This is a genomic window from Streptomyces sp. DvalAA-14 (assembly GCF_900091855.1).
Classification (GTDB): domain Bacteria; phylum Actinomycetota; class Actinomycetes; order Streptomycetales; family Streptomycetaceae; genus Actinacidiphila.
On sequence record NZ_FMCH01000273.1, the window covers coordinates 1 to 26,434 of the forward strand.

At 68.4% G+C, this 26,434-nt stretch carries 25 protein-coding genes and 1 pseudogene; 10 read left to right on the forward strand and 16 right to left on the reverse strand.

Going from position 1 to position 26,434, the window contains the following annotated elements; all coding sequences use genetic code 11:
• The 6 genes and pseudogenes from GA0115240_RS13940 to galU all read right to left on the reverse strand — a co-directional run.
• Positions 1-625: pseudogene (locus GA0115240_RS13940) on the reverse strand (hypothetical protein); the annotation flags it as partial.
• A 117-nt stretch (positions 626-742) separates the two neighbouring features.
• Positions 743-1,369: a GNAT family N-acetyltransferase gene (locus GA0115240_RS13945; protein ID WP_093736995.1), complete on the reverse strand. Its 627-nt coding sequence runs from the start codon at positions 1,367-1,369 to the stop codon at positions 743-745.
• Positions 1,366-1,968, reverse strand: a complete 603-nt coding sequence (locus GA0115240_RS13950; RefSeq protein ID WP_176725072.1) for a MogA/MoaB family molybdenum cofactor biosynthesis protein — start codon at positions 1,966-1,968, stop codon at positions 1,366-1,368. Before GA0115240_RS13950 ends, GA0115240_RS13945 begins: the two co-directional genes overlap by 4 nt.
• A gap of 11 nt (positions 1,969-1,979) precedes the next feature.
• A complete protein-coding gene (gene moaC, locus GA0115240_RS13955) occupies positions 1,980-2,462 on the reverse strand; it encodes a cyclic pyranopterin monophosphate synthase MoaC (protein ID WP_093736997.1) in 483 nt (160 codons plus the stop codon).
• 88 nt (positions 2,463-2,550) lie between these two features.
• A complete protein-coding gene (gene glp / locus GA0115240_RS13960; RefSeq protein WP_256069802.1) occupies positions 2,551-3,870 on the reverse strand; it encodes a molybdotransferase-like divisome protein Glp in 1,320 nt (439 codons plus the stop codon).
• Positions 3,867-4,775 (reverse strand): UTP--glucose-1-phosphate uridylyltransferase GalU, encoded by a 909-nt coding sequence (galU, locus tag GA0115240_RS13965; protein WP_093737027.1) that lies wholly within the window; start codon positions 4,773-4,775, stop codon positions 3,867-3,869. Before galU ends, glp begins: the two co-directional genes overlap by 4 nt.
• A gap of 81 nt (positions 4,776-4,856) precedes the next feature.
• Between galU and GA0115240_RS13970 the strand changes: the two genes are divergently transcribed.
• Positions 4,857-5,450: a 5-formyltetrahydrofolate cyclo-ligase gene (locus GA0115240_RS13970; protein ID WP_093736998.1), complete on the forward strand. Its 594-nt coding sequence runs from the start codon at positions 4,857-4,859 to the stop codon at positions 5,448-5,450.
• A 51-nt stretch (positions 5,451-5,501) separates the two neighbouring features.
• On the opposite strand, the gene GA0115240_RS13975 is transcribed toward GA0115240_RS13970, so the two are convergent.
• Entirely contained in the window at positions 5,502-8,222 is a 2,721-nt protein-coding gene (locus tag GA0115240_RS13975) for a penicillin acylase family protein (protein WP_176725071.1), read from the reverse strand.
• Between the two features lie 179 nt (positions 8,223-8,401).
• On the opposite strand from GA0115240_RS13975, the gene GA0115240_RS13980 reads away from it, so the two are divergent.
• The 4 genes from GA0115240_RS13980 (at position 8,402) to GA0115240_RS13995 (ending at position 12,770) form a co-directional block, all read left to right on the forward strand.
• Positions 8,402-9,895, forward strand: a complete 1,494-nt coding sequence (locus GA0115240_RS13980; RefSeq protein ID WP_093736999.1) for a potassium/proton antiporter — start codon at positions 8,402-8,404, stop codon at positions 9,893-9,895.
• A 185-nt stretch (positions 9,896-10,080) separates the two neighbouring features.
• Positions 10,081-11,388, forward strand: a complete 1,308-nt coding sequence (locus GA0115240_RS13985; RefSeq protein ID WP_370673336.1) for an MFS transporter — start codon at positions 10,081-10,083, stop codon at positions 11,386-11,388.
• Between the two features lie 66 nt (positions 11,389-11,454).
• A complete protein-coding gene (locus GA0115240_RS13990; RefSeq protein ID WP_093737001.1) occupies positions 11,455-11,808 on the forward strand; it encodes an FmdB family zinc ribbon protein in 354 nt (117 codons plus the stop codon).
• 104 nt (positions 11,809-11,912) lie between these two features.
• A complete protein-coding gene (locus GA0115240_RS13995) occupies positions 11,913-12,770 on the forward strand; it encodes an S-methyl-5'-thioadenosine phosphorylase (RefSeq protein ID WP_237554859.1) in 858 nt (285 codons plus the stop codon).
• A gap of 620 nt (positions 12,771-13,390) precedes the next feature.
• Here GA0115240_RS13995 and GA0115240_RS36875 read toward each other — a convergent pair.
• Positions 13,391-13,609 carry a hypothetical protein gene (locus GA0115240_RS36875; RefSeq protein ID WP_161302205.1) on the reverse strand — a complete coding sequence of 73 codons (219 nt, stop codon included), beginning with the start codon at positions 13,607-13,609 and terminating at the stop codon, positions 13,391-13,393.
• A 323-nt stretch (positions 13,610-13,932) separates the two neighbouring features.
• Positions 13,933-14,208: a hypothetical protein gene (locus tag GA0115240_RS35580; protein WP_107407143.1), complete on the reverse strand. Its 276-nt coding sequence runs from the start codon at positions 14,206-14,208 to the stop codon at positions 13,933-13,935.
• Between the two features lie 113 nt (positions 14,209-14,321).
• Between GA0115240_RS35580 and GA0115240_RS14010 the strand changes: the two genes are divergently transcribed.
• Entirely contained in the window at positions 14,322-15,494 is a 1,173-nt protein-coding gene (locus GA0115240_RS14010; protein WP_093737002.1) for a PLP-dependent cysteine synthase family protein, read from the forward strand.
• A 101-nt stretch (positions 15,495-15,595) separates the two neighbouring features.
• Here the strand turns inward: GA0115240_RS14010 and GA0115240_RS14015 are convergent, their stop codons facing one another.
• Both GA0115240_RS14015 and GA0115240_RS14020 read right to left on the reverse strand, forming a co-directional pair.
• Positions 15,596-16,339, reverse strand: coding sequence for a VIT1/CCC1 transporter family protein (locus GA0115240_RS14015; RefSeq protein ID WP_093737003.1), 744 nt, complete (start codon positions 16,337-16,339; stop codon positions 15,596-15,598).
• A 141-nt stretch (positions 16,340-16,480) separates the two neighbouring features.
• The gene (locus GA0115240_RS14020) at positions 16,481-17,476 is read right to left on the reverse strand and encodes a sigma-70 family RNA polymerase sigma factor (RefSeq protein ID WP_093737004.1); all 996 of its coding nucleotides are present in this window, start codon (positions 17,474-17,476) and stop codon (positions 16,481-16,483) included.
• A gap of 195 nt (positions 17,477-17,671) precedes the next feature.
• Between GA0115240_RS14020 and GA0115240_RS14025 the strand changes: the two genes are divergently transcribed.
• From GA0115240_RS14025 to GA0115240_RS14035, 3 genes are all read left to right on the forward strand, one after another.
• Positions 17,672-18,193 (forward strand): GNAT family N-acetyltransferase, encoded by a 522-nt coding sequence (locus GA0115240_RS14025; protein ID WP_093737030.1) that lies wholly within the window; start codon positions 17,672-17,674, stop codon positions 18,191-18,193.
• Between the two features lie 127 nt (positions 18,194-18,320).
• A complete protein-coding gene (locus GA0115240_RS14030) occupies positions 18,321-19,106 on the forward strand; it encodes a dioxygenase family protein (RefSeq protein ID WP_093737005.1) in 786 nt (261 codons plus the stop codon).
• 18 nt (positions 19,107-19,124) lie between these two features.
• On the forward strand, positions 19,125-19,769 hold the full coding sequence (locus tag GA0115240_RS14035; protein WP_093737006.1) for a hypothetical protein: 645 nt from the start codon (positions 19,125-19,127) through the stop codon (positions 19,767-19,769).
• A gap of 193 nt (positions 19,770-19,962) precedes the next feature.
• Here the strand turns inward: GA0115240_RS14035 and GA0115240_RS14040 are convergent, their stop codons facing one another.
• Entirely contained in the window at positions 19,963-21,471 is a 1,509-nt protein-coding gene (locus tag GA0115240_RS14040; protein WP_093737007.1) for an MFS transporter, read from the reverse strand.
• A 320-nt stretch (positions 21,472-21,791) separates the two neighbouring features.
• A complete protein-coding gene (locus GA0115240_RS14045; protein WP_093737008.1) occupies positions 21,792-22,448 on the reverse strand; it encodes a TetR/AcrR family transcriptional regulator in 657 nt (218 codons plus the stop codon).
• A 184-nt stretch (positions 22,449-22,632) separates the two neighbouring features.
• On the opposite strand from GA0115240_RS14045, the gene GA0115240_RS14050 reads away from it, so the two are divergent.
• A complete protein-coding gene (locus GA0115240_RS14050; protein ID WP_093737009.1) occupies positions 22,633-23,118 on the forward strand; it encodes a MarR family winged helix-turn-helix transcriptional regulator in 486 nt (161 codons plus the stop codon).
• Positions 23,119-23,171: 53 nt separating this feature from the next.
• On the opposite strand, the gene GA0115240_RS14055 is transcribed toward GA0115240_RS14050, so the two are convergent.
• The 3 genes from GA0115240_RS14055 to GA0115240_RS14065 all read right to left on the reverse strand — a co-directional run bounded on the left by GA0115240_RS14055 (position 23,172) and on the right by GA0115240_RS14065 (position 26,228).
• Positions 23,172-24,002: an ABC transporter ATP-binding protein gene (locus GA0115240_RS14055; RefSeq protein WP_093737010.1), complete on the reverse strand. Its 831-nt coding sequence runs from the start codon at positions 24,000-24,002 to the stop codon at positions 23,172-23,174.
• 141 nt (positions 24,003-24,143) lie between these two features.
• Positions 24,144-25,673 (reverse strand): MFS transporter, encoded by a 1,530-nt coding sequence (locus tag GA0115240_RS14060; protein WP_093737011.1) that lies wholly within the window; start codon positions 25,671-25,673, stop codon positions 24,144-24,146.
• 150 nt (positions 25,674-25,823) lie between these two features.
• A complete protein-coding gene (locus GA0115240_RS14065; protein ID WP_141708833.1) occupies positions 25,824-26,228 on the reverse strand; it encodes a hypothetical protein in 405 nt (134 codons plus the stop codon).
• Positions 26,229-26,434: the final 206 nt, after the last annotated feature.

Below are 26,434 nucleotides of genomic sequence, written 5' to 3' on the forward strand. Positions count from 1 at the left end.
GGTCGGTCGCGGCGGCGGACGCCTCGGAGCGGGCCCGCAGCCGGCGCGCGGCCTCGACGGCGCCCCGCTGGTCGAGCCGCACCTCGTACCGGCGGCGCTCCTGGCGGCGCATCTGCCCGATGTAGAAGGTCAGCAGCACGGCGGGGACGGCCGGCACCCACAGCAGCGCCACCCCGCCGACGGCTGCCACGATCGCGCCGATGGTGAAGACGAAGAACAGCATCGTGGTGGTGCGGCGGCGGCGCGCCAGTACCTTTGCGCGCGGACTGCCGGGCGCGGGAGCGGCAGGCGAGCCGGATGCCGGCGCCGAAGCGCCGACCGGCCGGGCGGCGGGGCGGCGCACCTCGGTCGCGGGCACGGCGAGGCCCCGGACGTCCACCGGGCCCACCAGGCCGGTGTCGTCCTCGAGTTCACTTACGTCGGCCGTGGGATCGACGCCCTCACCTCGCGCCTTCGCGACCCGCCGCTCCATTGCCGCGCGCCCGGACAGGAGCCGGATGGCGGTGCTGAAGCGTTCGGTCGGACGCGCTTCGTTGAGCTCGTCCTGCCTACGGAGCCACATCGGCACCAAGTAGGCAGCCCAGGCCCCGACGATGACTGCGTAGATGAGGCCGCTACTGCTCACGTCCTACACGGTAGGGGTGATCGCGACACGCCATACGCAATTCAGCCCGGTGTGTCGCACGATCCGGCTCATATGCCGAGATTTTCTTAGGATTGGCATCATTTTCGAACAATAGTTTTATTTCTGTGACGTGCCGGGTGCGGGCCTCGCCTGTCGCCAGCGGTGCAGCAAGCCGTCGGGTACTTCCTCGGCGGTCAGGGCGTAGACAAGATGATCACGCCATCCTCCGTCGATATGGAGATAGCGAGGGCGAAGCCCTTCTTCCCGGAAGCCGAGCTTTTCGGCCACGCGCCGACTCGGTGCGTTCTCGGGGCGAATGCACACTTCGATCCGGTGCAGGCCGACCCGGTGGAAGCAGTGGTCGACCGCCAGTGCCACCGAAGTGGGCATCACGCCCCGGCCGGCCACCGCCTCGTCGACCCAGTAACCGATGTGCGCCGAGCACATCGAGCCCCAGGTGATTCCCGCGACGGTGAGTTGACCGGCCAGGCGACCCTGGTACTCGATGACGAACGGCAGCATGCGCCCCGCGTGCGCCTCACTGCGCAGATGGCGAACCATCTGACGATATGTCGGACGTTGCGCGATATGACCGGGCGGGGCGGGGGGCACCGTGGCCTCCCACGGCCGCAGCCAGTCGCGGTTCCGGCGATTCACCTCGCGCCAGGCGCGCTGGTCACGCACCCGGATCGGGCGGAGGGTGACGTCACCTTCCACCAACTCAACCGGCCAGGACCCGTTCAGCTCGGTCTCCCAGGGACGGAACTCTGATGATCATTCTTCCGGTCATGCGATCGGTCGGGTGATGCGCCGGGCGATCGGTCGCCCGCTTGCCCAGCGTCGGGCTCGCCCGCGTGGTCATACGGCCGACTATTCGGATGATCGCCGCCCCGAATCTGATCAACCGCATGTACGACCAGTGACGCGAGCACCGCCAAACCGTCCTTCACCCCGCCGGTCGAACCAGGGAGGTTCACCACGAGCGTGCGGCCGCCGACCCCCGCCACGCCACGTGACAAGGCGGCGGTGGGCACCTTCTCGCGGCCCGCGGCGCGGATCGCTTCCGCGATGCCGGGGACCTCGTAGTCCAGGACCGCGCGGGTGACCTCCGGCGTGCGATCGGTCGGCGAGATCCCCGTCCCACCGGTGGTGACCACCAGGTCGTACCCCTCGGCCACCGCATCCCGCAGCACCTGGCCCAGCGGCTCACCGTCCTCCACCACCCGGGGGCCGTCCACCGCGAAACCCAGTTCCTCCAGCGCGGCGACGATCAACGGGCCGCCGCGATCCTCATACACGCCGGCGGCGGCCCGGTTGGAAGCGGTCACGGCGAGCGCCCGCAGCGCGGCGGCCGTCACGACCGGTGCCAGTCGCCGGACGCGCCGCCGGTCTTCTCCTCGACACGGACATCGGTGATGACCGCACCCTTGTCGACGGCCTTGACCATGTCCACCAGGGCCAGCGCGGCGACACTGACCGCGGTCAGCGCCTCCATCTCCACACCGGTTCGGTCGGTGGTCCGCACCGTCGCGGTGATAGCGACCGCGTCGTCGGTGACCTCCAGGTCCACGGTCACCCCCGAGACGGCCAGGGGATGGCACAGCGGAATCAGGTCCGGGGTGCGCTTGGCACCCATGATTCCGGCGATCCGCGCGGTGGCGAGGGCGTCGCCCTTGGGGACGCCCCCGCCCCGCAGCAGTTCGATGACACGCGGCGCGACCAGGACCCGCCCGGTGGCGCGCGCCGTGCGCGCGGTGACGTCCTTGGCGGACACGTCGACCATGCGGGCCGCGCCTGCCTCGTCGAGGTGGGTGAGGTGCTGCTGGGCGCTGCTCATCATTCTCCCGGTGCGGTCTCTGAGGCAGACACCGTACCGGCACGGGCCCAGGTAGGGACGGCTGGCCCGCAGGCCGGCGAGCGCGCGGCTAGTCCAGCAGAACCACGTCGACTTCCTCGCCCGCCTCGATCGAGGTGACCGCCTCCGGTACGACAATCAGCGCGTCGGCGTAAGCGAGTGCCTTGACCAGGTGCGAACCGGCGCCACCCACAGGAGTGACCGTTCCGGTCAGACGATCGTAGTGCCCGCGCAGAAACTGGCGTCTTCCTTCGGGTGAGCTGTCGATCGCCGTGACGCAGGCGGCCCGTACGACTTCCCGATGAACGTCACTCAAGCCCATCAGCGTCCGGATCACCGGTCGTACGAACAGCTCGAAGGACACATACGCGCTCACCGGATTACCGGGCAGTGCCAGCAACGGGGTACGCGCGGGGCCGATCCGGCCGAAGCCCTGCGGCTTACCGGGCTGCATGGCCAGCTTGCGAAACTCCACGTGTCCGGCGGCACTCCGCGCGTCGTCCCCGAAGGAGTCGCCGAGCGACGACAGCGCCTCCTTGACCACGTCGTAGGCGCCGACGCTGACACCCCCACTGGTCACGACCACATCCGCGCGGATCAATTGGTCCTCAATGGCGGCCCGGAGCGTCTCGACCTCGTCGGTGACCGCCCCGACCCGGTACGCGATGGCTCCCGCCGCCCGCGCGGCGGCGGTGAGGGCGAAGCTGTTGGAGTCGTGGATACGGCCCGGGCCGAGTGCCTCGTCGGGCTGGACGAGTTCGCTGCCGGTGGACAGCACCACCACCCGGGGCCGCGGCCTGACAGTGACCGTGCCGCGGCCGATAGCGGCCAGCAGCCCGATCTGCGGCGGCCCGAGCACCGTACCCGCGGCCAGGGCCAGTTCACCGGCTGTCGCGTCGCTGCCCCGGGCCCGGACGAACAGCCCTGCCTCCGCCGGCCGGTGGACCCGCACTTCACCGGCCGCGCCCGAGGGGTCCACGCTGTGCGGAGCCATGGTGCTCGCCGGTCCGCCGCCGGCGCCGCCGTCCGTCCATTCGACCGGGACGACGGCCTCGGCGCCGGGCGGGATCGGCGCGCCGGTCATGATCCTTGCGGCCTGGCCGGGACCAACGGTCGGCAGGTCGCCGCGGCCGGCCGCGACATCGCCGACCACGCCGAGCACCGCGGGGTGCTCCGCCGTCGCGGCCTTGGTGTCGGCGATCCGCACCGCGTAGCCGTCCATGGAGCTGTTCTCGAACGGCGGCAGCGCGACCGGCACCGTGACGTCGTCGACCAGTACGCACCCCTGGGCGTCGAGCAGCGGCAGCTCGATCGGGTCGAGCGGGGCGAGTTGCCCCAGGATGCTTTCCAGATGTTCGGTGACGGTCCATAGGCGGTCGCCGTGACTCACTCGTGCATCTCCTCGGTGACGTAGCCGCGCAGCCAGGTACGGAATTCCGGGCCGAGGTCCTCGCGCTCGCACGCCAGCCGCACGATCGCCCGCAGGTAGTCCCCGCGGTCGCCCGTGTCGTAGCGGCGGCCGGTGAAGACCACGCCGTGCACCGGACCCCCTTCATCATCCCGCTCCGCCAGTACCCGCAGTGCGTCGGTCAGCTGGATCTCCCCGCCCCGGCCCGGCGCGGTCTTGCGCAGCACCTCGAACACGCCCGGATCCAGTACATACCGGCCGATCACGGCGAACGACGACGGCGCCTGGTCCCTGTCCGGTTTCTCCACCAGACCCGTGACCTGCACCACGTCGTCCTCATCGGTGGGGATTATCGCCGCCGAGCCGTACAGGTGGATCTGTGCCGGGTCCACCGCCATCAGTGCGACCACGCTGCCTCCGTACTGCCCCTGTACTTCCGTCATCCGGGCCAGCAGCGGGTCACGCGGGTCGATCAGGTCGTCACCCAGGAGTACCGCGAACGGCTCGTCCCCCACGTGCGGCTCGGCACACAACACCGCGTGGCCCAGCCCTTTGGGAGCCCCCTGTCGCACGTAGTGCATCGTGGCCAGATCACTCGACTCCCGCACCCGTGCGAGCCGCGACGCGTCACCCTTGCGGGTGAGCGCTTCCTCCAGCTCGTAGTTGCGGTCGAAGTGGTCCTCCAGCGGACGCTTGTTCCGACCCGTGATCATCAGAACATCGGACAAGCCTGCCGCGACCGCCTCCTCCACTACATACTGAATAGCTGGCTTGTCCACCACCGGCAGCATCTCCTTCGGCGTCGCCTTGGTGGCCGGCAGGAACCGGGTCCCCAGACCCGCCGCGGGGATGACAGCCTTGGTGATCCCGGTACGCGTATGTGTCATGCCGTGCACCATAGCGGGCGCTTATGTGCGGAAGGTGAAGAATCGATTGATTGCGGCTGATAGGTGACGTTTGTGCATGATATGAGCGAAGTCCGTGCGCATAAGAAGGAACTGCGGGCGCGTCACCTGAGGGCAAGGCGCGGGTTGACCACCGAGGAACTCCGAGCCGGGCAAGCGGCGCTGGCCGAGAGGGCAGACGACCTGCCGTCCGCCGCCGCGCGGGGAACCGTGGCCGCCTATGTGTCCACGGGCACCGAGCCCGGCACCCGCGATCTGATCGACAGGCTGCGGGAATCCGGCACCCGGGTACTGCTGCCCGTCCTGCTGCCGGACAACGATCTGGACTGGGCCGAATACGGCGGCCGAGCGGACCTCGAGCGGACCTCGCGGGGCCTGCTGGAACCCACCGGCCCCCGTCTCGGCCCGCTCGCCGTGACCCAGGCCCGCACCGTCCTGCTGCCCGGCCTCGCCGTCGACAGCCGAGGCGTCCGGCTGGGGCGCGGTGGTGGCTCGTACGACCGCGTCCTGGCGCGCCTGGAGGCGGCGGAAACGCGGCCGGCGCTCGTCGTGGTGCTCTACGGGCACGAGGTGGTCGAAGCGGTCCCCCGCGAACCGCACGACCACCTCGTGGATGCCGCGATGACCCCCGACGGCGTACGGAGATTCCTCCGATAACCGCCGCTCGGACCCTGGGGCGACAGCCGCAGGCGCTCACAGGCCCCCGGCTTATGGAGTCAGCACCATCTTCGCCTTCGCGGCCTTGTCCACCGCGCTGTCGGAGAAGTACCAGGGCAGGAGTTCTCCGGCCGCCCATTTGGCGGTCTGGTCCGTGTAGTGGGCGTCGTAGGCGTGCCCCGACGCGCCGGTGAGGTTGATCCAGCGGGACTTGTCGAAGTCGTCGAGGTTGACGATCATCCGCATCGACGGGACCCAGTCGACGTCGTACCCGCCCGCGGCGTTCCAGCCGCTGGCGTCGACGGCCGCCTCACCGCCGCTGAGCTGCCACGGGCCCCGGTTGAGCATCCACTTGACGACGCTGGGGCCGTCGGTGCCGAGCGTCTGGTTCTTCAGCTCCAGCTTGTGCAGCCGTCCCCAGCTCCAGGTGTCTATGTCCTTGCCGAGCTTGGCGGTCAGCTCGTAGCGGGCGTCCTTCATGGCCTGCGCGAGGAGCTGGTCGCGGGTGCTGTGGTGGGACTTGTCCGGGTCGGAGCTGAAGAAGGCCGTCGTGGACATCGTCCACCAGGGGCTGTTGGGGTTCTTCAGTATGTCGTCGACGACCTCGAACCACCGGTCGCCGCCGTCCGGCTGCGCTTCGGCGAGATCGCGCTCGCCGCACTCCTCGACGGTCGGGTTCTTGCCGTCCAGGTTGTCGACGGGGCCGGTCTGGCCGACGGGCAGCACGCGCAGGCACTGACCCTTGGGGCGCAACTCCTTGGGCAGCTTGTTGCCGAAGGCGAGTTTCAGCACATTGCGCCACACGGCGTTGAAGTACGCCGCCGCTGCCGAGTCGGAATCCTGTTTGTAGTCCCATCCGTCGAGCAGCTGTTGCGCCTGTCGTACGTAGCCGCCCTTGTCGCCCTTGATGTCGATCTTCTGCAGGTACGGCACCAGGAGTCTGGCGATCTCGCTGTCGTCGTCGTTCTGCATGGACTGCATGTCGTCCATGGAGATCTTGCCGTTGTCCTTGGTCTTGTCCGCGATCAGGGAGTTTATCCGCTGACTGCGGGTGCCGTAACCCCAGTCCTCCGTCAGAAGATAGGGATATTTGTCCTGATCGATCACGGCCTGGTTGGCGGTGACGATGTAGCCGATCTTCGGATCGTATTCGTACGGCATCGACTTGAACGGGATGGGGTTCTTGGCCCACTCGTACTGGGAGTTCCAGCCGGGCACCGGGTAGGTGCCGTCGTCGCCCTTGGGACGGATCGGGATCTGGCCCGACGCCTGGTAGCCGATGTGCCCCTTGGTGTCCGCGTAGATCAGATTCTGCGACGGCGCGGCGAAGTTCTTCGCGGCGGCCTGGAACTCCTTGAAGTTGGTCGCCCGGTCCAGTTCGAAGACCGCGTCCATCGTCTTCGAAGGAGTGAGCGCCGTCCACTTCAGGGCGACCGCGTAACCGCTGTTGACGCCACCCGGTGGGTCGGTGACGGGTGCGGTCTTCCCGACGTCGCTGATCTCGTCGCTGCGGTCGGAGATGATCGGACCGTCGTCCTGGGTCTCTCGAACGGTAATCGTACGAGCCTTCCCGCCGGCGACCTTGATGGTCTCCTTGCGGGTGATGAACGGCACCTGCCTGCCGTTGTGGAGATAGGTGTTGGCGGTGACCTTCTCCAGGAAGAGGTCGGTGGTGTCCGCACCGAGGTTGGTCATACCCCAGGCGATGCTCTGGTTGTGGCCGATGACGACGCCCGGCATTCCGGAGAAGGTGTAGCCGACGACGTCGAACGGGCAGGCCTTGCTCACGGTCCGGCAGTGCAGACCCATCTGGTACCAGAGCGAGGGCAACTGGGGCGCCAGGTGCGGATCGTTGGCGAGCAGCGGCTTCCCGGTGGTCGTGTACTTGCCGCCGATCACCCATGAATTGGAGCCGATGCCGCTGCCCGAGGGCCCGAGCAGAGCCGGCATCTGGTCGACGATCTGACTGATGCCGGAGAGCTGCGCGTCCACCGTGGTGTTCAGGTCCTGTGGCTGGCTCGAGTCCGCGGGCTCGTATTGTCCGGTGGTCTTGTCAACGGTCCCGGCCTGGACAATCGGAAGATTGCGATCATACGGATACGCCGGGTACAGCTGCTTGATCTGCGCCTGGCTGAGGCGACTGGTCATCAGGGCGCGGTCGATCTCGTCCTGCATGTTGCCGCGCAGGTCCCAGGCCATCGCCTTGAGCCAGGCGACCGAGTCGATGGGCGACCACGGCTGCGGCTTGTAGTTGTTGCTGAACGACAGCGCCGCGTACTCCAGTGAGATCGCCGCGCCGCTGTGGTCCTTCAGGTACTCGTTCACGCCGTCGGTGTATGCCTGCAGGTATGCCTTGGTGGTGGCGTCGAGCTCGGTGTCCCATTCCTTCTGCGCGACGCCCTGCCAGTCGAGGGTGCGCAGGAAGGCGTCGGTCTCCACCTGGCTCTTGCCGAACATCTCCGACAGCCGGCCGGAGGTGAGATGGCGGCGGACGTCCATCTCGTAGAAGCGGTCCTGCGCCTGCACGTACCCCTGGGCGCGGAAGAGGTCCGCGGAGGTGTCGGCGTAGATCTGCGGGATGCCGTTGGCGTCGCGTTTGACGTCGACTGGCCCCGACAGGCCCTTGAGCTGCAACGAACCCGTCGTCTGCGGGAAGGAGGCGCGTACGGTGCTGACGCCCCAGTACGACCCGTATCCGATACCCGCCACCAGCATCAACACGATCGCGATCACGACCAGGCGTACGCGGCGAGATTTCTTCCGTGCGGGCATCGCTGTCCTTCGAGGGGGCAGGGCGGACCGGGTGATCAATGCTCGTTGTGCAAGGGCAACCATAGGCGCACAGCCTGGGGACCCCGGACGCGGCATCTGGGTGATGGGGCCGCGAGCCGGGAATAGTCAAGGGCAGGTAAAATGTTAGCTAAGGCAATGAAGTTGAAAGGATCAGGCCCCTGACTGTTCACCACCTCAACGAGATCCTCCTGATCGGCGCCGCGGTCCTCCTGGTCGCGGTCGTGGCCGTGCGACTCGCCTCGCGCAGCGGCCTGCCGACCCTGCTCATCTACCTCGGCATCGGTGTCGCGATCGGCCAGGACGGCCTGTTCGGCTTCACCTTCGACGACGTTCAGCTCACCCAAGTGCTCGGATACGCCGCCCTCGTGGTGATCCTCGCCGAGGGCGGACTCGGCACGAAGTGGCACGAGATCAAACCGGTGCTGCCGGCCGCTTCGGTGCTGTCCACCTTCGGCCTACTGCTGAGCGTCTTCATCACCGCCGGCGCCGGACACTACCTCGTGGGGCTGGACTGGCGGCAGGCGCTGATCATCGGAGCGGTGGTGTCGTCCACGGACGCGGCCGCGGTCTTCTCCGTACTGCGGAACGTTTCGCTGCCCAAGCGGGTGACAGGCGTGCTGGAGGCCGAATCGGGGTTCAACGACGCTCCGGTGGTGATCCTGGTGGCGGCCTTCTCGACCGCGGGACCGGTCGAGCACTGGTACAGGCTGCTCGGCGAGATCGCCCTGGAGCTCACGATCGGGGCCGGCATCGGCATCGCGGTCGGCTGGATAGGTGCCTACGGGCTCAAACGACTGGCCTTGCCCGCCTCGGGTCTCTATCCGATCGCCGTGATGGCGATCGCGGTGACCGCCTACGCGGCAGGGGCCATGGTGCACGGCTCCGGCTTCCTCGCCGTCTATATCGCCTCGCTCGTCCTCGGGAACGCCAAACTCCCGCACCGTCCCGCCACTCGGGGCTTCGCCGAGGGCCTCGGCTGGATCGCACAAATCGGATTGTTCGTACTATTGGGTCTTCTGGTCACGCCGCATGAACTGGGTGACGACATCCTTCCCGCCATTGTCATCGGACTTTTCCTCACCCTGGTCGCCCGCCCGGCGTCCGTGGTCGCCAGCCTGTTGCCGTTCCGCATCCCCTGGCGGGAGCAGGCGCTGCTGTCCTGGGCGGGGCTGCGTGGTGCGGTACCGATCGTGCTGGCGACAATCCCGGTGGTCGCCGGGGTCGCGGACAGTAAGCGCATCTTCAATATCGTCTTCGTACTGGTGATCATCTACACCTTGGTGCAGGGACCGACGCTGCCATGGGTGGCGAGGTCACTCAAACTCGCCGACGGCGACGAGACGGACGCCGCCGACCTCGGCATCGAATCCGCGCCGCTGGAGCGCCTCCAGGGGCATCTGCTTTCGGTCGCCATCCCGCAGGGCTCACGGATGCACGGTGTGGAGGTCACCGAATTGCGGCTGCCCGCAGGGGCGGGCGTCACGCTGGTGGTACGCAGCGGCGCCAGCTTCGTACCGCTGCCGTCGACAGTCCTGCGACAAGGCGACGAACTGCTCGTCGTAACCACCGACCCCGTGCGGGACGCCGCCGAGGAACGACTGCGGGCGGTTGGACGTGGCGGCAAGCTCGCGGGGTGGCTCGGAGGCGCGTGACGCGGGGCCGGAGCCCGTAGTGACGTGGGAGAGCCACGTCACTACGTATGATGATCAGGTCATTGTCGACTGCAACATCTGTCTGACGCAGGGCCGGCGCGGTGAACCGCGCTGAGCGGACGGCCCTCGGTGCGACCGCGCCCCTCGACGCGCACGCACTACCAGACGGCGGAAAGCTTCATCCTGTGGCAGCCACGTTGCCCACTCCACCCTCCCGTGCGCCGAGGCATCCCGCGCGCGCGAAATCCGGCTACCGGGAGCTGCTGGGTACGCAGGGCGCCTGGACGTTCCTGCTTCCTGGCTTCGCCGCTCGCCAACCCTTCGCGATGCTCACCATCAGTCTGGTGCTGCTCGTCGAGCACACCACCGGCTCCTACGGCGCGGCCGGCGCCGTCGCGGCCGTCACCGGGGCGTCCATGGCCCTGTGCGCGCCTCGCGGCGGCCGGCTCGCCGACCGCTTCGGGCAGCGGGCCGTCCTGCTCCCCGGTGTGCTGCTGCACGCCGGTTCCGTCATCGGACTTGTCGTACTGGCCCTCGCGCACGCCCCGACCTGGACGCTGTTCGCTGCCGCCGTACCCGCAGGCGCGACTGTCCCGCAGGTCGGCCCCATGGTGCGTTCGCGCTGGGCCGTCGCGCTCCGCGGATCCTCGTCGGCCTTGCTGACGACCGCCGCGGCCTTCGAGTCGGTGACCGACGAGTTCACTTTCGTGATCGGTCCGGTGCTGGCGACCGCGCTGTGCACCGGGGTCCATCCGGCCGCCGGACTCATCACCGAAGCCGCGCTGACCCTGGTCGGCGGAATGCTCTTCGCGACCCGTCGCAGCTCTGTCCCCGTCCCCCACCGGGCGGTGTCCGCCGCTGATGCCCGGGCCGCCTCCGCGCTGTCCGTGCCCGGAGTCCGCGCCCTCGCTGTCGCTTTCCTCGGCATCGGCGCGGTCTTCGGCGGGATGCAGGTGTCACTGACTGCGTTCACCGACGAGATCGGCCAGCCCGGAATGAACGGTGTGCTTTACGGAACATTCGCCGCCGGCAACATGCTCGCCGGCATCGTCTACGGTGCGGTCTCCTGGCGCCGAAGCCCGCGCACGCGGCTGCTCGCGGCCTATTCAGCCCTCACGCTGGCCTGCGTGCCGCTGTGGACGGTGCGCGCCGCGGCGCCGCTGGGTCTGCTGGGCCTGGCGGTAGGACTGTGCATCGCGCCGGCCCTCATCACCGGCTACACGCTGGTGAACACCCTCGCCCCGGCATCGACCCGGACCGAGGCGTTCACCTGGCTGACCGGAGCGGTCGCGTTCGGTCAGGCGGTGGCGGTGACCGCGGCCGGTCTGCTGGCGGATCGATGGGGATCGGATGCGGGTTTCACCGTGCCGCTGGCCGGTACCGCGACGGCGCTCGCGGTCCTCGCCTGGATGCACGGGCGGCTGGTTGCCCACCCGCGCCAAACGGTCGCACAGGGTGTGATCAGTCACCGTCCGCCGGTCGTGGTGGACTGACGGCGGGAAATACTGCACTATTGAGCGTCGTTAGCACTCAATGAGTGAGAGTGCCAGGAGGAACAAGTGCCGACGTACCAGTACCAGTGCACCGAGTGCGGCGAGGCCCTTGAGGCGGTGCAGAAGTTCAGCGACGACGCGCTGACGGTGTGCCCCAACTGCGCGGGACGCCTGCGCAAGGTCTTCTCGGCGGTGGGCGTGGTCTTCAAGGGGTCCGGCTTCTACCGGACCGACAGCCGCGGCTCATCGACGAGCACCGCGCCCGCAGCAAAGAGCAGCGCCGGTTCGGACAACAAGTCCTCCGACAGCGGCAGCTCGTCATCGAGCAGTTCGTCGTCTGGTTCGTCGTCGAGCGGATCATCGACCGGTGGCTCGTCGTCCGCCGCCACCCCGTCGTCGAGCAGCACCTCGGCGGCCTGACCACAGCTTCGGCACTCGTCCAGGCGGCCGAAGTTCCCACCGACCCCCACCGTTTCCGCGGCGGGGGTTCGTGGTCTTTCCCGGCCCCGAATAGGGTGATCGCCATGATGCGGAGCGATGGTGGGACGCAAGCGCGGGCGGAGATCGGCGTCATCGGCGGATCGGGGTTCTACTCCTTTCTCGACGACGTGACGGAAGTCATGGTCGACACCCCCTATGGTCCGCCCAGTGACTCGCTGTTCCTGGGTGAGGTCACCGGGCGGCGGGTCGCCTTCCTGCCCCGGCACGGCCGCAAGCACCATCTGCCGCCACACAAGATCAACTACCGCGCCAATCTCTGGGCCCTCGCTTCCGTCGGCGCCCGCCAGGTGCTCGGACCTTGTGCTGTCGGTGGCCTGCGCGCGGAATACGGCCCCGGGACGCTGCTCGTACCGGATCAGCTCGTGGACCGTACGAAGTCGCGCGCCCAGTCGTACTTCGACGGCGAGACCCGCGCCGACGGCCAGACGCCCAACGTGGTCCATGCGACATTCGCCGACCCGTACTGCCCCGTCGGACGGCGGACGGCCGTGGCCTCGGCAGACGCCGACGGCTGGGAGGCAGTGGACGGCGGGACGCTCGTCGTGGTCGAAGGACCGCGCTTCTCCACCCGGGCCGAGTCGCTGTGGCACGCGGCACAAGGATGGTCGGTGGTCGGTATGACCGGTCATCCCGAGGCGGTCCTCGCCCGTGAGCTGGCTCTCTGCTACACATCGCTGAATCTGGTGACCGACCTGGATGCCGGTGCGGACACCGGCGAGGGCGTGTCGCACGAAGAGGTACTCGAGGTCTTCGCCGCCAACATCAGCAGGATGCGCGACGTGCTGTTCGAGATCATCCGCACACTGCCGGACAACAGCGAGCGGGACTGCCTGTGCACGAACCCGCTCGGTGGCCAGGAGCCGGGCATCGTCCTGCCGTAGTGGCACAAAAGGCTCGTGCCCAGCCAGTGCCGACAGCCGCCGCGCATTCCCTTGCGAGCAACCGCACAACCCCCCACTCATTCGTACGGGTGGCCGGGTTTTCCACAACCGCTCGGTTATCCACAGGGCTTCGGGGCGATGTCGGGCACATGCGCGATGGTGGGTGGGTCGACCGGTTCGCGGCCGGCCCCATCCACGTCAGGCGGGTGCTTCACCATGCTTTCTCTTCCCGGGCAGTTCTCGTCCTCCCCGAGGCCGCTCCTCCCGTCCGAGGACGTCTCCCGTGACGCCGATTCCGGCCCGCCCGGTGTACCGGAGCCCTTCACCCCGCCCAGATGCGCGGTACCTTCCTTTCCGCCCATCCATGCGGGCGGCCGTGGCGGCAGGCGATTGCTGCGCCGGGCCGTCCGACGCAGGCGCAAGGCGCTGGCTGTCGGCCTGCTGGTCGCCGCGGCGGCGCTGGCCGCTTCCGCTGCCCACGGCGCGGCTCCTCGCCATCCCCGGGCCGTTTCCCGCGGTTCTGCGACAACCGTGGCGCGCTCCGTGCCGCCCGAAACTCTCGTACGGGCTCCCGTCCGGATCGCTGACGCGGCCGTCGCCGGCCTCCTGCACCCGGGTGATCACGTGGACGTCCTGGCCGGCACCCGGGTAGTCGCGTCGGGCGTCAGGGTGGTCGCCCTACCCGAATCGTCCTTGCCGCGGCCGGCCACCAGCGCCGTACCGGACGGAGCAGGTCCAGGGGGCGCACTGATCGTCCTTGCCGTGCCGCGTCGTACGGCCGCCTCGCTCTCGGGCGCCGCCATGTCCACACCCCTGGCGGTGACATTGTGCTGAATCATGCCCTCAAAGAGCCCGACCGGACACCGGGGCCACTTACCGCAGCGGACGAGGTGACGCGCCATCTCGACGCCCAGGCATCAGGCGATCGCCATGAAGCGGATCACCGTCACGAGCGAAGCCGGCCTGGTGCGGGGCTTGCGAGAGCGCGTCATCCTGGAGAGGGCAAGCACTGCAGTCACCGCCACAAGGAACTGCGTATCCGACGTTGCGGCCAACCGGCTCGCCGGATTCGGTACGAAGGACCACGCTGGTCCGTCGACCTGTCGCTGAGCGACCGAGCGGACGCCGCGGTCCCTCGGGCCCGGCGGGAAGCAGAGCGGCTTCAGAGGTGGTGGGGCGGCTTCTCGTTGAGGAACCGCGTGAAGTCGTCCTCTGCGGTGCCGGAGAACGAACCACCCCAGCCTCCGTCGGAGTCGTCAGAAGACGGGCGGTCGAACGGATCGTCGAAGACGAGCTGGCCGGATGCACCGCTCGTTCCTCCGGAAGGCTCTACGGCCGATGCGTCGGAGGTGGCGCCCTCGGTGCCGGACTCCCCGGGCGGCGTGCCATCTGCCCGCCCGGGACCGGACGCGCTCTCGGAGTCGGGGGCGATGCTCATTCCCTCAGCTTACGGCGATCCGCGCGTACCCGGAGAGCCGTCCCCGTCCAAGCGGGTCGACGGAGAGTCCCCAAGTGCCCGTTTGAGGCGGTCGGCCGGATATACCTGGCCGCATGAGGACACCCGAGCCGACACCGCCCCTCGCAGCGGCGCCAGAAACCGCTCAGGAACTGGACATCGACCGAAGCGACCCCGCGTACCGTCGCTGGTTGAGCGAGGCTGTGGGGAAGGTCCATGCCGACGCGAACAGGTCGGCCGATACCCATTTGCTGTCAGTTCCGCTCCCGGCGGACTGGGGCGTCGACCTCTATCTGAAGGACGAGTCGACGCATCCGACCGGCTCGTTGAAGCATCGCCTGGCCCGGTCGCTCTTCCTGTACGCGCTGTGCAACGGGTGGATCCGCCCCGGGTCCCCGGTGATCGAGGCATCCAGCGGGTCTACGGCCGTTTCGGAGGCCTACTTCGCCCGGCTGATCGGTGTCCCCTTTGTGGCCGTGATGGCACGTGGAACAGTGCGGGCGAAGGTGGAGCTGATCGAGTTCCAGGGCGGCCGGTGCCATCTGGTGGACAATCCGCAGCAGGTCTACGAGACGGCGACCCGGCTGGCCAGGGAGACGGGCGGCCACTACATGGACCAGTTCACGTACGCGGAGCGGGCGACGGACTGGCGGGGCAACAACAACATCGCGGAGTCGATCTTCCGGCAGATGTCGGCGGAGCCCCATCCCGTCCCGTCGTGGATCGTCACGACGGCGGGAACCGGGGGGACTTCGGCGACGCTGGCCCGCTACGTCCGGTACGCGCAGGCGACCACCGGGATCTGCGTCGCCGATCCGGAGAATTCGGCGTTCTTCCCGGGGTGGCGGGACAACGATCCAGCAGCGACCACGGACACCGGATCACGGATCGAGGGCATCGGCCGCCAGCGGGTGGAGCCGAGCTTCGTACCGGGCGCCGTCGACCGGATGATGCGGGTCCCGGACGCGGCCTCGATCGCGTGCGTCCGCGTGCTGGAACGTCTGCTGGGGCGCCGGGCGGGCGCGTCCACCGGGACCGGGCTGTGGGCGGCCTTCCGGATCATCTCCGAGATGAGGAGCCGCGGTGAGCGCGGCAGCGTGGTCGGCCTACTGTGCGATCCCGGTGAGCGATACGTGGAGAAGTACTACTCGGACGACTGGCTTGCCGCACAGGGCATCGACATCAGGCCGTATTTGGAACGGGTGGAGTGCTTCCTGACCGGGGGCACGCTGGGTGAGCCGTCCGCCGGTCGAGTTCAGCACCGCTGAGACGACGGCGATCGACGCGGCCGGGGCCTGCGCCGGAGCCGCTCCGTCCCAAAGCGACCTCTGCCCGTGGTTCCGGCTGCCGCGTGGCTGATTGCTGCGGCTCAGACGCCGCTGGCGCCGAGGAGAGCGCCGACGGCATAGGTGACGGCCATGGCGATGGCCCCGCCCGCCGCGTTGCGGGCGATGGCCGGGCGCGCGGGCGCGCCGCCCAGGCGGGCACTGCCCCAGCCACAGGCGACCAGCGCGGCGACAACCGAGACCACGGTGATGGGCAGCCGCCACTCGTGGGGCGGGAGGACGATGGCCAGCAGGGGCAGCAGCGCCCCAAGAGTGAAGGAGATGAAACTGGCCAAGGTCGCATGCCAGGGGTTCGCCAGTTCCTCGGGATCGATGCCGAGTTCGACGCGGGCATGGGCGGCCAGTGCGTCGCGGGCGGTGAGCTGTTCGGCGACTTCCCGGGCGAGATCTTCGCTGATGCCCTGGTTCTGGAGAAGCCGGGTCAGTTCGTCGAGTTCGGCCTGCGGGGTGGCGGCGAGCTCTTCCCGTTCCAGGGCAAGGGCTGCCTGCTCCGAGTCGCGCTGGGTGCTGACCGAGACGTACTCCCCGGCTGCCATGGACAGGGAGCCGGCCAGCAGTCCGGCGAGACCCGCGGTGAGCAGTGCGGATCGCGAGTCGGTCGCGCCGGCGACCCCGACGACGAGGCCAGCGGTCGACACCACCCCGTCATTGGCGCCGAGAACGCCGGCCCGCAGCCAGTTCAGTCGGGTCCCCAGCGCTTCACGGTGCGGCTCTTCGGGATGCGATGGGGTCGTGTCGGCTCCGCCGCCTGCGGTTTCGTCGCTCATGGGCATAGGAGGCAGGGTCTCATCCCGCGGCGGATACACGTGCAGCACACAAGCCGGACCCCGGCGCGGGGGGGATGGCGCCGAGGTCCGGGTCTATGGGGCGGCTTCCCTGGCGGGAGGCCGCCGGTTCTGGGCTGCCGGTCAGGCCGCTTCGTAGTCCAGGCCGGTCGCTCGCGCCATGCGCTTGAGATCGGCCAGGGCGTGCTTCTCGATCTGACGGATGCGCTCGCGGGTGAGGCCGTGTTCCTTGCCGACCTCGGTAAGCGTGCGCTCACGCCCGTCCACGATGCCATAGCGGGCGCGGATGATCGAGGCGGTGCGGTCATCGAGCCGGTCGATGAGGCCGTCGAGTTCCTCGCGGCGCAGCATGACCAGAACGGAGTCCTCGGGGGACGGCGCGGCGCCGTCCTCCACCAGGTCGCCGAACTCGGTCTCGCCCTCGGCGTCGACCGACATGTTCAGCGACACGGGGTCGCGGGCCCAGTCCAGGACGTCGATCACGCGCTCCGGAGTGGAGTCGAGTTCGGCGGCCACCTCCGCGGGCTCGGCGTCGCGGCCGTGCTCACGGTTGAATTCGCGCTGTACGCGCCGGATACGTCCGAGCTCCTCAACGAGGTGGACGGGCAGCCGGATGGTGCGGGACTGGTCCGCGATGGACCGGGTGATGGCCTGACGGATCCACCAGGTCGCGTAGGTGGAGAACTTGAAGCCCTTTGCGTAGTCGAACTTCTCGACGGCGCGGACCAAGCCCGCGTTCCCCTCCTGGATCAGGTCGAGCAACGGAAGGCCGCTGCGCGGGTAGCGACGGGCGACTGCCACCACCAGGCGGAGGTTGGAGCGGATGAAGATGTCCTTGGCCCGCTCTCCTGCGTCGACAAGTGCCTGGAGTTCCTCGCGCTGGGCGTCGCCTCCCGCTGTGGCGGGCAGGTCGGTGTCGGTTGCGAGTATGCGTTCGGCGTAGACGCCCGCTTCGATGTCCCGGGACAGCTCGACCTCCCTGGCGGCGTCGAGCAGCGGAGTGCGCGCGATCTCGTCCAGGTACATGCCGACGAGGTCGCGATCGGCGACTTCCCCGCCTGCGGCGCGAACGCTGCTGGTCCCGCCGGAGTTACGACGGGCGACGGCACGGGTTGCCATGCGAGCTCCCTTACGAAAGTGCGGTCGGTCTCGGTGGGATGGGGCCGCTGCTCGGGCTTGCACCCTCGCGGCTCACGCCTTCCGGTTGCCCCGTCCGATCTGAATAACGACTGGAATCCGGACACAATTCCCATGTCGTCACCTATTTTTTATGATCATGCAGTACCCTGTCCCGCCACATAGAGAGGCCATGTGATGTCGGGTCGTATGAATGTGCAGGTCAGCCCCGGCAAAGAGGCAGATCTGGGCGCACTCACCGATATCTACAACCACTACATCCGTGAGACGGCCGTCACCTTTGACGTAACCCCCGTGACCCCCGACGAGCGCCGACCGTGGCTGCTCTCCCACCCGGAAGACGGACCCCACCGTCTTTTGGTTGCCCGCGCCCCCGGTTCGGGCGGCCAGGTCCTCGGATACGCGACCAGCAGCCCCTTCCGGCCAAGGGCGTCGTACGCAACCTCGGTCGAGACGAGCATCTACCTCGCACGGGGCGCCGGCGGCCGCGGGATCGGCACATTGCTCTACACGAGGCTTTTCGAGGCGCTCAGGGGCGTGGACGTACATCGTGCCTACGCGGGTGTCACTCTCCCTAACGCTGCATCCGTGCGTATTCATTGCCGCTTCGGATTCCGGCAGGTCGGCGTGTACGAAGAGGTCGGCCGGAAGTTCGGGATCTATCACGATGTGGCGTGGTTCGAGAAGCCTCTGGACTAGGGAAGACGTGGACGAGGCCGATGGCCTGCCGCCATGCGCGCGACAGTCCACTGAGACCAGTTGTTTGAAGGTTCAAACAAGTTGGGTTACGGTCCTACCGTACGTTTGAAACTTCAAGGAGGGCGCGATGTCCACCGCAGCTCCGGAGCGCATGCCCGCGCTCTACCTCTCGCACGGCGCCCCGCCGCTCGCCGACGACCCGGTGTGGCCGGGCGAGCTCGCTGCTTGGGCTGCGGGCCTGTCGCGGCCGAAAGCGATCCTGGTGATCTCGGCGCACTGGGAGGAGGCTCCGCTGGCGATCGGAGCGACAGCGACGGTCCCCCTCATGTATGACTTCTGGGGTTTCCCGGAGCACTACTACCAGGTGACCTACGCCGCCCCCGGTGCCCCCGCCCTCGCCGAGGACCTCCGCAAGCTTCTGCGCGGCGCGGGCCACCGGGTGCAGGACATCCCGGACCGCGGGCTGGACCACGGTGCGTACGTCCCTCTTGTGGAGATGTTCCCCGCCGCGGACATCCCGGTACTCCAGGTGTCGATGCCCAGCCTGGACCCCGGGAAGCTGCTGGAGATCGGACGGCGCTTGGCGCCGTTGCGCGACGAGGGCGTTCTCATCGTCGGCAGCGGTTTCTTCACCCACAACCTGGCCGCTCTGCGGCACGTGGGCGAGCGTCCGCCGAGCTGGTCGGCGGAGTTCGACGACTGGGGGAACCGCGCGCTGGGCGCCGGGGACCTCGATGCCCTGCTGGACTTCCGGCACAAGGCGCCGGCGGGCCGACTGGCACACCCGCGCACGGAGCATTTCGCGCCGCTGTTCGTTACGCTCGGCGCCGCCGAGTCCGAACTCGGCAGCCAGCGCAGCATCATCGACGGCTTCTGGATGGGCCTGGCGAAGCGCTCCATCCAGTTCGGCTGAACAGGAAGACTTCTCTTCATGCCCAAGTTCGCGCACAAGCGACGCATCACGACCGGTGTGGCCGTCCTGGCCGGAGCGGCGGCGCTGGCCGCCTGCAGCTCAGGGTCCGGTACCGGTTCCGGCCGTGAGGACTCCGGCGCGGCGGCCACTTCGCCCGCGGCCGACAGCAAGCCCTCAGCACCTCCGTCGTCGCTCTCCTGGCCGGCTCCCGCAGACGCCTCCGCCCAGGTGAAGGCCGCGGGCCTGCCGATGCTGGGCCAGGAGGGGCAGGTGCTGCACATCCACAGTCACCTGGACGTGTTCGTTGACGGCAAGGCCGTCACCGTCCCGGCCGAGATCGGCATCGACCTCGTCAAGCAGCAGATCAGTCCGCTGCACACACATGACACGTCGGGCGTGGTGCACATCGAGTCGCCGGTGAAGACCGACTTCACCCTCGGCGAGTTCATGACCGAGTGGAACGTACCGATCAGCAAGGACGCCCTCGGCCCGCTGAAGAGCGGCGGCGGCAAAGAGCTGCGCCTTTACGTCAACGGCAAGGAGCAGACCGGTGACCCGGCGGCGCTGAAGCTCGTGGCGCACGATGAGATCGCCGTCGTCTACGGGTCGCCGAGCGATCCGGTGAAGGTGCCGAGTTCGTACGACTGGCCCGAGGGGCTGTAGATCAGGCCGTCGTACAGTCCGCTTCTCCGTATAGGGCTGGAAAGCTGATACGCGGGGATCGCGCGTCGTCGCCGCTTCCATCAGAAACGACAAACGGCAGGCCGCCACCCCTCCGGGTGATGTCTGGAGGGGTGGCGGCCTGCCGTTCAGTGTCACCGCCGGCCGTACTGTCGTATCGGCCGAACAGCGGTGATCAGTGAGCGATGACCGGAATGGCGAAGTCCTCGATCGACTCGTCGCCGTCGGCGCGCTCCGCGTGATTCTGGACCTCGGCGTTGACCAGGAAGAACGCCAGCAGGGCGGCGACTGCCAGGATGCCCGTGGCCCAGTAGATGGCCACCGAGTAGCCGTGAACGTTCGCCTCGTTGATCAGGAGCTGGCTCTTCGTGCCGCCCGCTCCGGTGGCGCGGTCCTTGATCCAGGAGGCCGTTGCGCTGGCCGCGAGGGTGTTCAGCAGGGCGGTACCGATGGAGCCGCCGACCTGCTGCGAGGTGTTGACCATCGCGGACGCGACGCCCGAGTCCTCGGGCCGCACGCCGTGCGTGGCCAGACTCATGGCGGGCATGAAGGCCGTGCCCATGCCGAGACCCATGAGGATCAGGCCCGGCAGCAGAACTTCGGCGTAGTTGGAGTCGACCTTGATCTGGGCCAGGATGCCCATACCGATCGCGGCGACCAGGAATCCCGGCGCCATCAGCAGGCGCGGGCGAACCCGCAGCATCAGGCGGGTACCGATCTGGGTGGAGCCGACGATCATGCCACCCACCATCGGCAGGAAGGCGACGCCCGACTTCAGGGCGGAGTAGCCCATGACCGTCTGCAGGTAGTAGGTCAGAAACAGGAAGAGGCCGAACATGCCGATGATGGCCAGGCCCAGCGAGGAGTAGACGCCTCCGCGGTTGCGGTCCGTGACGACGCGCAGCGGCAGGAGCGGTGCCTTGACCCTGCTCTCGACGAACGCGAATGCCGCCAGCAGCAGCACGGAAGCAACGAGCAGGCTGATCGTCGAGGCGGATGCCCAGCCGGCGGACTCGGCGCGGCTGAAGCCGTAGACGAGGGCGACGAGGCCGACGCTGGCCAGGACCACACCGGGAATGTCGAGGCGGTTGTGGTTGCGCCCCTGTGCCGGTTCATTGACGAACTTGACCGCGCCGATGACGGCGATGATCGCGAAGGCGATGTTGACGAAGAGCGCCCAGCGCCAGTTCAGGTACTCGGTGAGGACGCCGCCGAGGATCAGGCCGACGGCCGCGCCGGCGCCGGCGATGGCGCCGTACACGCCGAATGCCTTGGCGCGTTCCTTGGCGTCGGTGAACATCACCGCGAGCAGCGACAGGGCGGCGGGCGCGAGCAGCGCGCCGAACAGGCCCTGGAGGGCGCGGGCACCGAGCAGCATGGCGGTGTTGACGGCCGCGCCACCGAGAGCGGAGGCGGCGGCGAAGCCGAGCAGGCCGACGATAAAGGTGTTCTTGCGTCCCCACAGGTCGGAGACGCGTCCACCGAAGAGCAGAAGGCCACCGAAGGCCAGGGTGTAGGCAGTGACGACCCACTGGCGGTTGCCGTCGGAGATGCCGAGGTCGGCCTGGGCGGACGGCAGCGCGATGTTCACCACGGTGGCGTCGAGTACGACCATCAGCTGGGCGAGCGCTATGAAGGTGAGCGCTGTCCAGCGCTTCGGATCGGGCTGGAGCGTTTCAGGCATGGCTGGTCTCACTAAAGAAGATGCGGAGTGACAGGACGTGGGGACGTGTGTCAGCGGTCCCGGCCGTGATGCCGGTCCTGGGTCGGTTCGTGGACCCGGTGCCGGGCGTCCGGGGGACGAGCGGTCTTGTCTGACGACGGTCGTTTCTCAGTGTTTCGCGGTCGGTCGTTCTCGCTTCGGGCTACGGATGGGACCCGGCGGATTCCGGGTGCCTGGTGGTGTCTGGTGGCTTCACCGGCCTGGTGGGCTTCGCGAGCCTCACGAGCCTGACACCTGCGACGAACCGCCAACGTTATAACCCGACTCGTACGACTTGCGAACTATTTATGGCAGCCTTGCAGCTCCTCCAGGGTCGCCGCGGTCCCCACGAGCTTCGAATGCGCTGGCGCGCGCAGCCCGTCGAGGAAGAGTTGAAGGTAGCGGGTGGCGAAACGGTCGAAGCCGACGCAACCTGTGCCCGGGAGAGGGCGGGTGAGTTGTGTCAGTACGACCATCAGATCGCCGACGGCGATGTCGGCGCGCAATTGGCCTGCGGACTGGGCCCGTTCCACGATCGCGTTGACCGACCCGCTCAGGCGCGCGACCTCGACGGTAACCTGCGGATCCAGGTGGTCGAAGGCCTCGGAGAGCATGGGGCACAACGCCCCGATGCGCTCCTCCGCCGCCTCGAAGACGAATCTGCGCAACGCCGAGAAGGCATCGGGCTCTTCGGCGAGAGCATCCTCCGCCCGTTGCGCGGTGCGGGCCATCACCGAGAGCATGACCTGTCGGATCAGGTCCATCCGATCAGCGAAGTGCCGATAGAGAGTGGCGTTGCCGACGCCGGCCCGGCGCGCCACTTCGTCCAGCGCCACATCGGGGCCGAACTCGACGATCGCCTCGCGGGCGGCGCTGACGATCCGCTCGCGGTTCCGGGTGGCGTCCGCGCGCAGCCGTGCCGTGCGGGGCCTGACGACGGTGTCGGCTTCCGGTGTCACGTCAGGCTCCCTTCGCCTTCGGGGTCGGTGCGATCTGTACTGAGAGGCGAAACGGAAAGCAACTCCCCACTTGCCCACTTGAGATCAAACGGGGAAGCAGTCCCCGGATATTTCATCCGACCGGTGTGAACCACGTCACATTGTGGGATGATATTTTATTGAACCTTCAAGGAGTGCACGTACCATGAACACCATGCGATGGCTGACCGAAGAAGAGCAGGCGACCTGGCGAGCATTCCTGCACGCCACGACTCTGCTGGACGACCACCTCGACCGTCAGCTGCAGCGCGACGCGGGCATACCGCACATGTATTACGCCCTGCTCAGCACACTGTCGGAGACGCCCGGCCGGCAGATGCGGATGACCGAACTCGCCGAACAGACCAAGATCACCCGTTCACGTCTCTCCCATGCCGTCGCCCGCCTCGAGGGCAACGGCTGGCTGCGCCGGGAGAGCTGCCCCTCCGACCGCCGCGGGCAAGTGTGTGTGCTGACGGACGCGGGATACGAGGAGCTGGTGCGGACGGCTCCCGGGCACGTCAGCGCGGTACGGACGGCGATCTTCGACCGGCTCACCCCCGAGCAGACCGCACGCCTCGGTGAGATCTCCCGGATCATCGCGGAGGGCCTGCATCAGCCGGAGGATGCCGACCTGCCCTGGTTGCGCTGAGTCCTCGGCACCGACCGCGGCCCGGGGCCGCCGCGCCGGAGAGGCGCGGGTCGTCACCCGCGGCCGGACCTGGCCAGCCAGCGCCCCTCGTGCCGACTGACCTCGATCGGCCGACCGAAGCATTCCGTCATACGATCGCCGGTCAGCACATCGGCGACCGGCCCGGAAGTGAGCACCCGGCCCTCTTTGAGGAGCAGCACATGCCCGATCGCGGGTGACAGCTCCTCCAGGTGGTGCGTGACAGTAATGGTCGCCAGCCCCGTACGAGTGACTGCGAGGCGATGCATGGCGTCGATCAGATCTTCACGTGAAGGCAGGTCCAGGGCGTTGAACGGTTCGTCGAGCAGCAGGAGCGACGGGTCGGCCATCAGTGCCCGCGCCACCAGGACGCGGGCGCGCTGCCCCCCGGAGCACACGCCGTAGGGTCGCTCGGCCAGCTCCTTGATCTCCAGTTCCGCCAGCAGGGCGTGCGCCCGCTCCCGCACCTCGGAGTCGTAGCTGCGCCAGAGCGGCTGCACCGTGCCGGTATGACCGGTCAGTACGACTGTGTGTGCGGTGGCGTCCTGCGGGACCTTTTGGGCGGAGGACACCAGACCGATGTGCGCACGCAACTCGCGCATGTCGACACGACCGAGCCGGTGGCTCAGCACCTCGACCGTTCCCGTGGTGGGGTGCGTCAGCGCACCGATGAGCCGAAGTACGGTCGTCTTACCGGCGCCGTTCGCACCCAGCAGCGCCCAGTGCTCACCGGCGCGAACGGTCCAGGTGACGTCGTCGAGGATGATCTGGCCGGTGGTGTAGCGGCGCACGCTCACCGCGTCGAGCGCCGCGACCGCCAGCGGCGCGCCTTCCCCGGCACCTGGCGGCGTCCCGTTGGCTGTCATACGAAAACGTTAGCTGTACCCGCCACCTTCTCGTGCGGCCTTCCGCGATGTGGATGCCGGCCGGATTCCCGGACTCTTCTCGCGCCGAGGGCCGCTGCCGAGGGCGACAGCTCCGGTGCCCGGGATCCGGCACCGATGGAGTTACGCCGCAGATCGGGTGGCCGGGTCGCCGGCCAGGCTCTTGGGCACGCCACGCCGGTACAGGAGCAGGGTGACGACGAAGCCGACGCCGAAGAAACCGGCCGACCACCAGTACGCGACCATGAAGCTGTGCAGCTGCGCCCGTGCGGCCAGCGAGGGGGACGGCCGTTTGCCCGTCTCGAAGTTCGTGGCGGCGCTGGTCGCCAGCGTATTGAGCAGCGAGGTGCCGATGGAGCCTCCGACCTGCTGCGAGGTGTTCACCATCGCCGAGGCCACGCCCGCGTCCCGCTCCGTGACACCGGCCGTTGCGAGGTTCAGGCCGGTGGCGAAGATCATGCCGAGACCCAGTCCCAGGATGAGTGTCGGTGGCAGCACGTGGGGCGCGTAGCTGCTGCTGCGATCGAGCGTGGTCAGCCACGCCATGGCCCCGGCGGACAGCAGCATCCCGGTCGGCACCACCGGCTTGGCACCCACGCGCGGCACCAGCACATTGGTGGTGATTACCGAGGTGGCCATGATGACCGCGACCATCGGCAGGAAGGCAAGGCCGGTCTTCACCGGTGAGTAGAACAGGGTGCGCTGCAGATAGAAGGTCAAGAAGAGGAACACACCGAAGATGCCGGCACCCGAGATGAACAACGCAAGATACGACGCGCCTCGGTCCCGGTCGGTGACCACCCGCAGCGGCAGCAGCGGGTTCGGCGCACGCCGCTGCCACCATACGAAGACGATGAGCAGTACGCCGCCGGCCACCAGGAAGCCCCAGGTGCTGGGCGCGCTCCAGCCGTGCCGTTGAGCGTTGGAGAACCCGTAGACGATGCAGAACAGGCCGCCGGACACAACCACCGTCCCCGGGATGTCCAGATCGGGCCGGTTGGGCGTCGCCTCCGAACTCAGCAGCCGCAGGCCGCCGAAAAAGGCGATGAACGCGAAGAGCAGATTGACGTACAGGCACCAGCGCCAGTCGAGGTACTCGGTGAGCAGGCCGCCGAGAAGCAATCCGACCGCGCCGCCGCCGCCCGCGATGGCGCCGTAGATGCCAAAAGCCTTCGCCCGCTCCTTGGGGACGGTGAACGTCGTCGTCAGAAGTGACAGCGCGGCCGGCGCGAGCAGCGCCCCGAACAATCCCTGCACCGCACGGGCCACCACGAGCACCTCGAAGCTCGGCGCGCCACCACCGACCGCGGACGCCACCGCGAAGCCGATCAGGCCGATCAGAAAAGCCCTCTTGCGGCCGATGAGGTCGGCGAGCCGGCCACCGAACAGCAGCAGGGACCCGAATGCCAGTGCGTAGGCGGTCACGATCCACTGCCGGTTGCCATCGGAGAATCCGAGAGCCCGCTGAGCGGACGGCAGGGCGATGTTCACAATGGTCGCGTCCAGTACGACCATCAGCTGGGCGAGGGAGACCACGCTGAGCACCCACCAGCGGTGGGCCGGAGCGTCCACGTCGGGGGTGTGGTGGGACTTGTGCTGCCCGCCACCGCCCTGCCCCGGAGGCGTAGAGCCGTCATCGGTGCCACGGGCCATGATGGGGTCTCCTTAACCGCGACAGCTCGTCCCGATTTAACACGCTATGTGCCGCACTACGGGGATGCCATGCGGGCCAGGGGTGACATGACGCGGGGCCGGCCCCGGACTCGTGGTCCCGGACCGGCCCCGTTCGGTGCGCGGCTCGCATCAGATCCGCGGCAGCGCGGGCGCGCGGGCGGGTGGCCCGATTCGCGCCCCGGGAAAGGCGCCGAGGAGTTGGCCGCCCCTGATCCCCGAGCCGGGCGCGGTCACACCTCCTCCGCGCGAGAGCGTTGGGGCGGTGGCTTGTCCGAAGATCAGGCGATCGACGGCGAGTGTCGTCGACATCGGCGCGGGCGCGGGCATGAGTACGGGCTTGGGCGCCGGCATCCGGTGACCGTTCGTTCCGGCCGCGGCGCCGCGGGCGTCGTCGGCGTGCTGCCGCGAGCGCGACTTCCCCTGTGCGAAGGCGGTCAGCACAGCGGTGAGCACCTCGGCGACCACGCGCACGGCTCGCGTCCACCACGCGAATGCTGCCGTACCCGCCCGGTCGAGCAACTGAGGAGTGTTCACGCGGTGCGCCCTTCTCGAAACCGGCCGCCGCGGCGTCCCCGTTTCACCGGATGTGCGGCACCAACACAGTCATCAGTAACCGCGCGTTCGAGAGGACTAACGCATCGTCACTCCAATGGCGCGGTCTGACGAGCAGATCAGCGCCAACGGGTGTAGGGCCCCAGGTGCCACGACAGAACGCATCTCGCGTCAGTGGGGTGATTACG

Coding starts and splice junctions, on each gene's coding strand:
- GA0115240_RS14015 (WP_093737003.1), bottom strand. CDS start 16,339: ATGAGCGACGAAACCGCAGGCGGCGGAGCCGACACGACCCCATCGCAT.
- GA0115240_RS36875 (WP_161302205.1), bottom strand. CDS start 13,609: ATGATTCAGCACAATGTCACCGCCAGGGGTGTGGACATGGCGGCGCCC.
- GA0115240_RS14060 (WP_093737011.1), bottom strand. CDS start 25,673: ATGGCCCGTGGCACCGATGACGGCTCTACGCCTCCGGGGCAGGGCGGT.
- galU (WP_093737027.1), bottom strand. CDS start 4,775: ATGACACATACGCGTACCGGGATCACCAAGGCTGTCATCCCCGCGGCG.
- moaC (WP_093736997.1), bottom strand. CDS start 2,462: ATGAGCAGCGCCCAGCAGCACCTCACCCACCTCGACGAGGCAGGCGCG.
- GA0115240_RS13975 (WP_176725071.1), bottom strand. CDS start 8,222: ATGCCCGCACGGAAGAAATCTCGCCGCGTACGCCTGGTCGTGATCGCG.
- GA0115240_RS35580 (WP_107407143.1), bottom strand. CDS start 14,208: ATGAGCATCGCCCCCGACTCCGAGAGCGCGTCCGGTCCCGGGCGGGCA.
- GA0115240_RS14035 (WP_093737006.1), top strand. CDS start 19,125: ATGCCCAAGTTCGCGCACAAGCGACGCATCACGACCGGTGTGGCCGTC.
- GA0115240_RS13970 (WP_093736998.1), top strand. CDS start 4,857: ATGAGCGAAGTCCGTGCGCATAAGAAGGAACTGCGGGCGCGTCACCTG.
- GA0115240_RS14010 (WP_093737002.1), top strand. CDS start 14,322: ATGAGGACACCCGAGCCGACACCGCCCCTCGCAGCGGCGCCAGAAACC.
- GA0115240_RS14055 (WP_093737010.1), bottom strand. CDS start 24,002: ATGACAGCCAACGGGACGCCGCCAGGTGCCGGGGAAGGCGCGCCGCTG.
- GA0115240_RS14030 (WP_093737005.1), top strand. CDS start 18,321: ATGTCCACCGCAGCTCCGGAGCGCATGCCCGCGCTCTACCTCTCGCAC.
- GA0115240_RS14025 (WP_093737030.1), top strand. CDS start 17,672: ATGTCGGGTCGTATGAATGTGCAGGTCAGCCCCGGCAAAGAGGCAGAT.
- GA0115240_RS14020 (WP_093737004.1), bottom strand. CDS start 17,476: ATGGCAACCCGTGCCGTCGCCCGTCGTAACTCCGGCGGGACCAGCAGC.
- GA0115240_RS14050 (WP_093737009.1), top strand. CDS start 22,633: ATGAACACCATGCGATGGCTGACCGAAGAAGAGCAGGCGACCTGGCGA.
- GA0115240_RS14040 (WP_093737007.1), bottom strand. CDS start 21,471: ATGCCTGAAACGCTCCAGCCCGATCCGAAGCGCTGGACAGCGCTCACC.
- GA0115240_RS13995 (WP_237554859.1), top strand. CDS start 11,913: ATGATGCGGAGCGATGGTGGGACGCAAGCGCGGGCGGAGATCGGCGTC.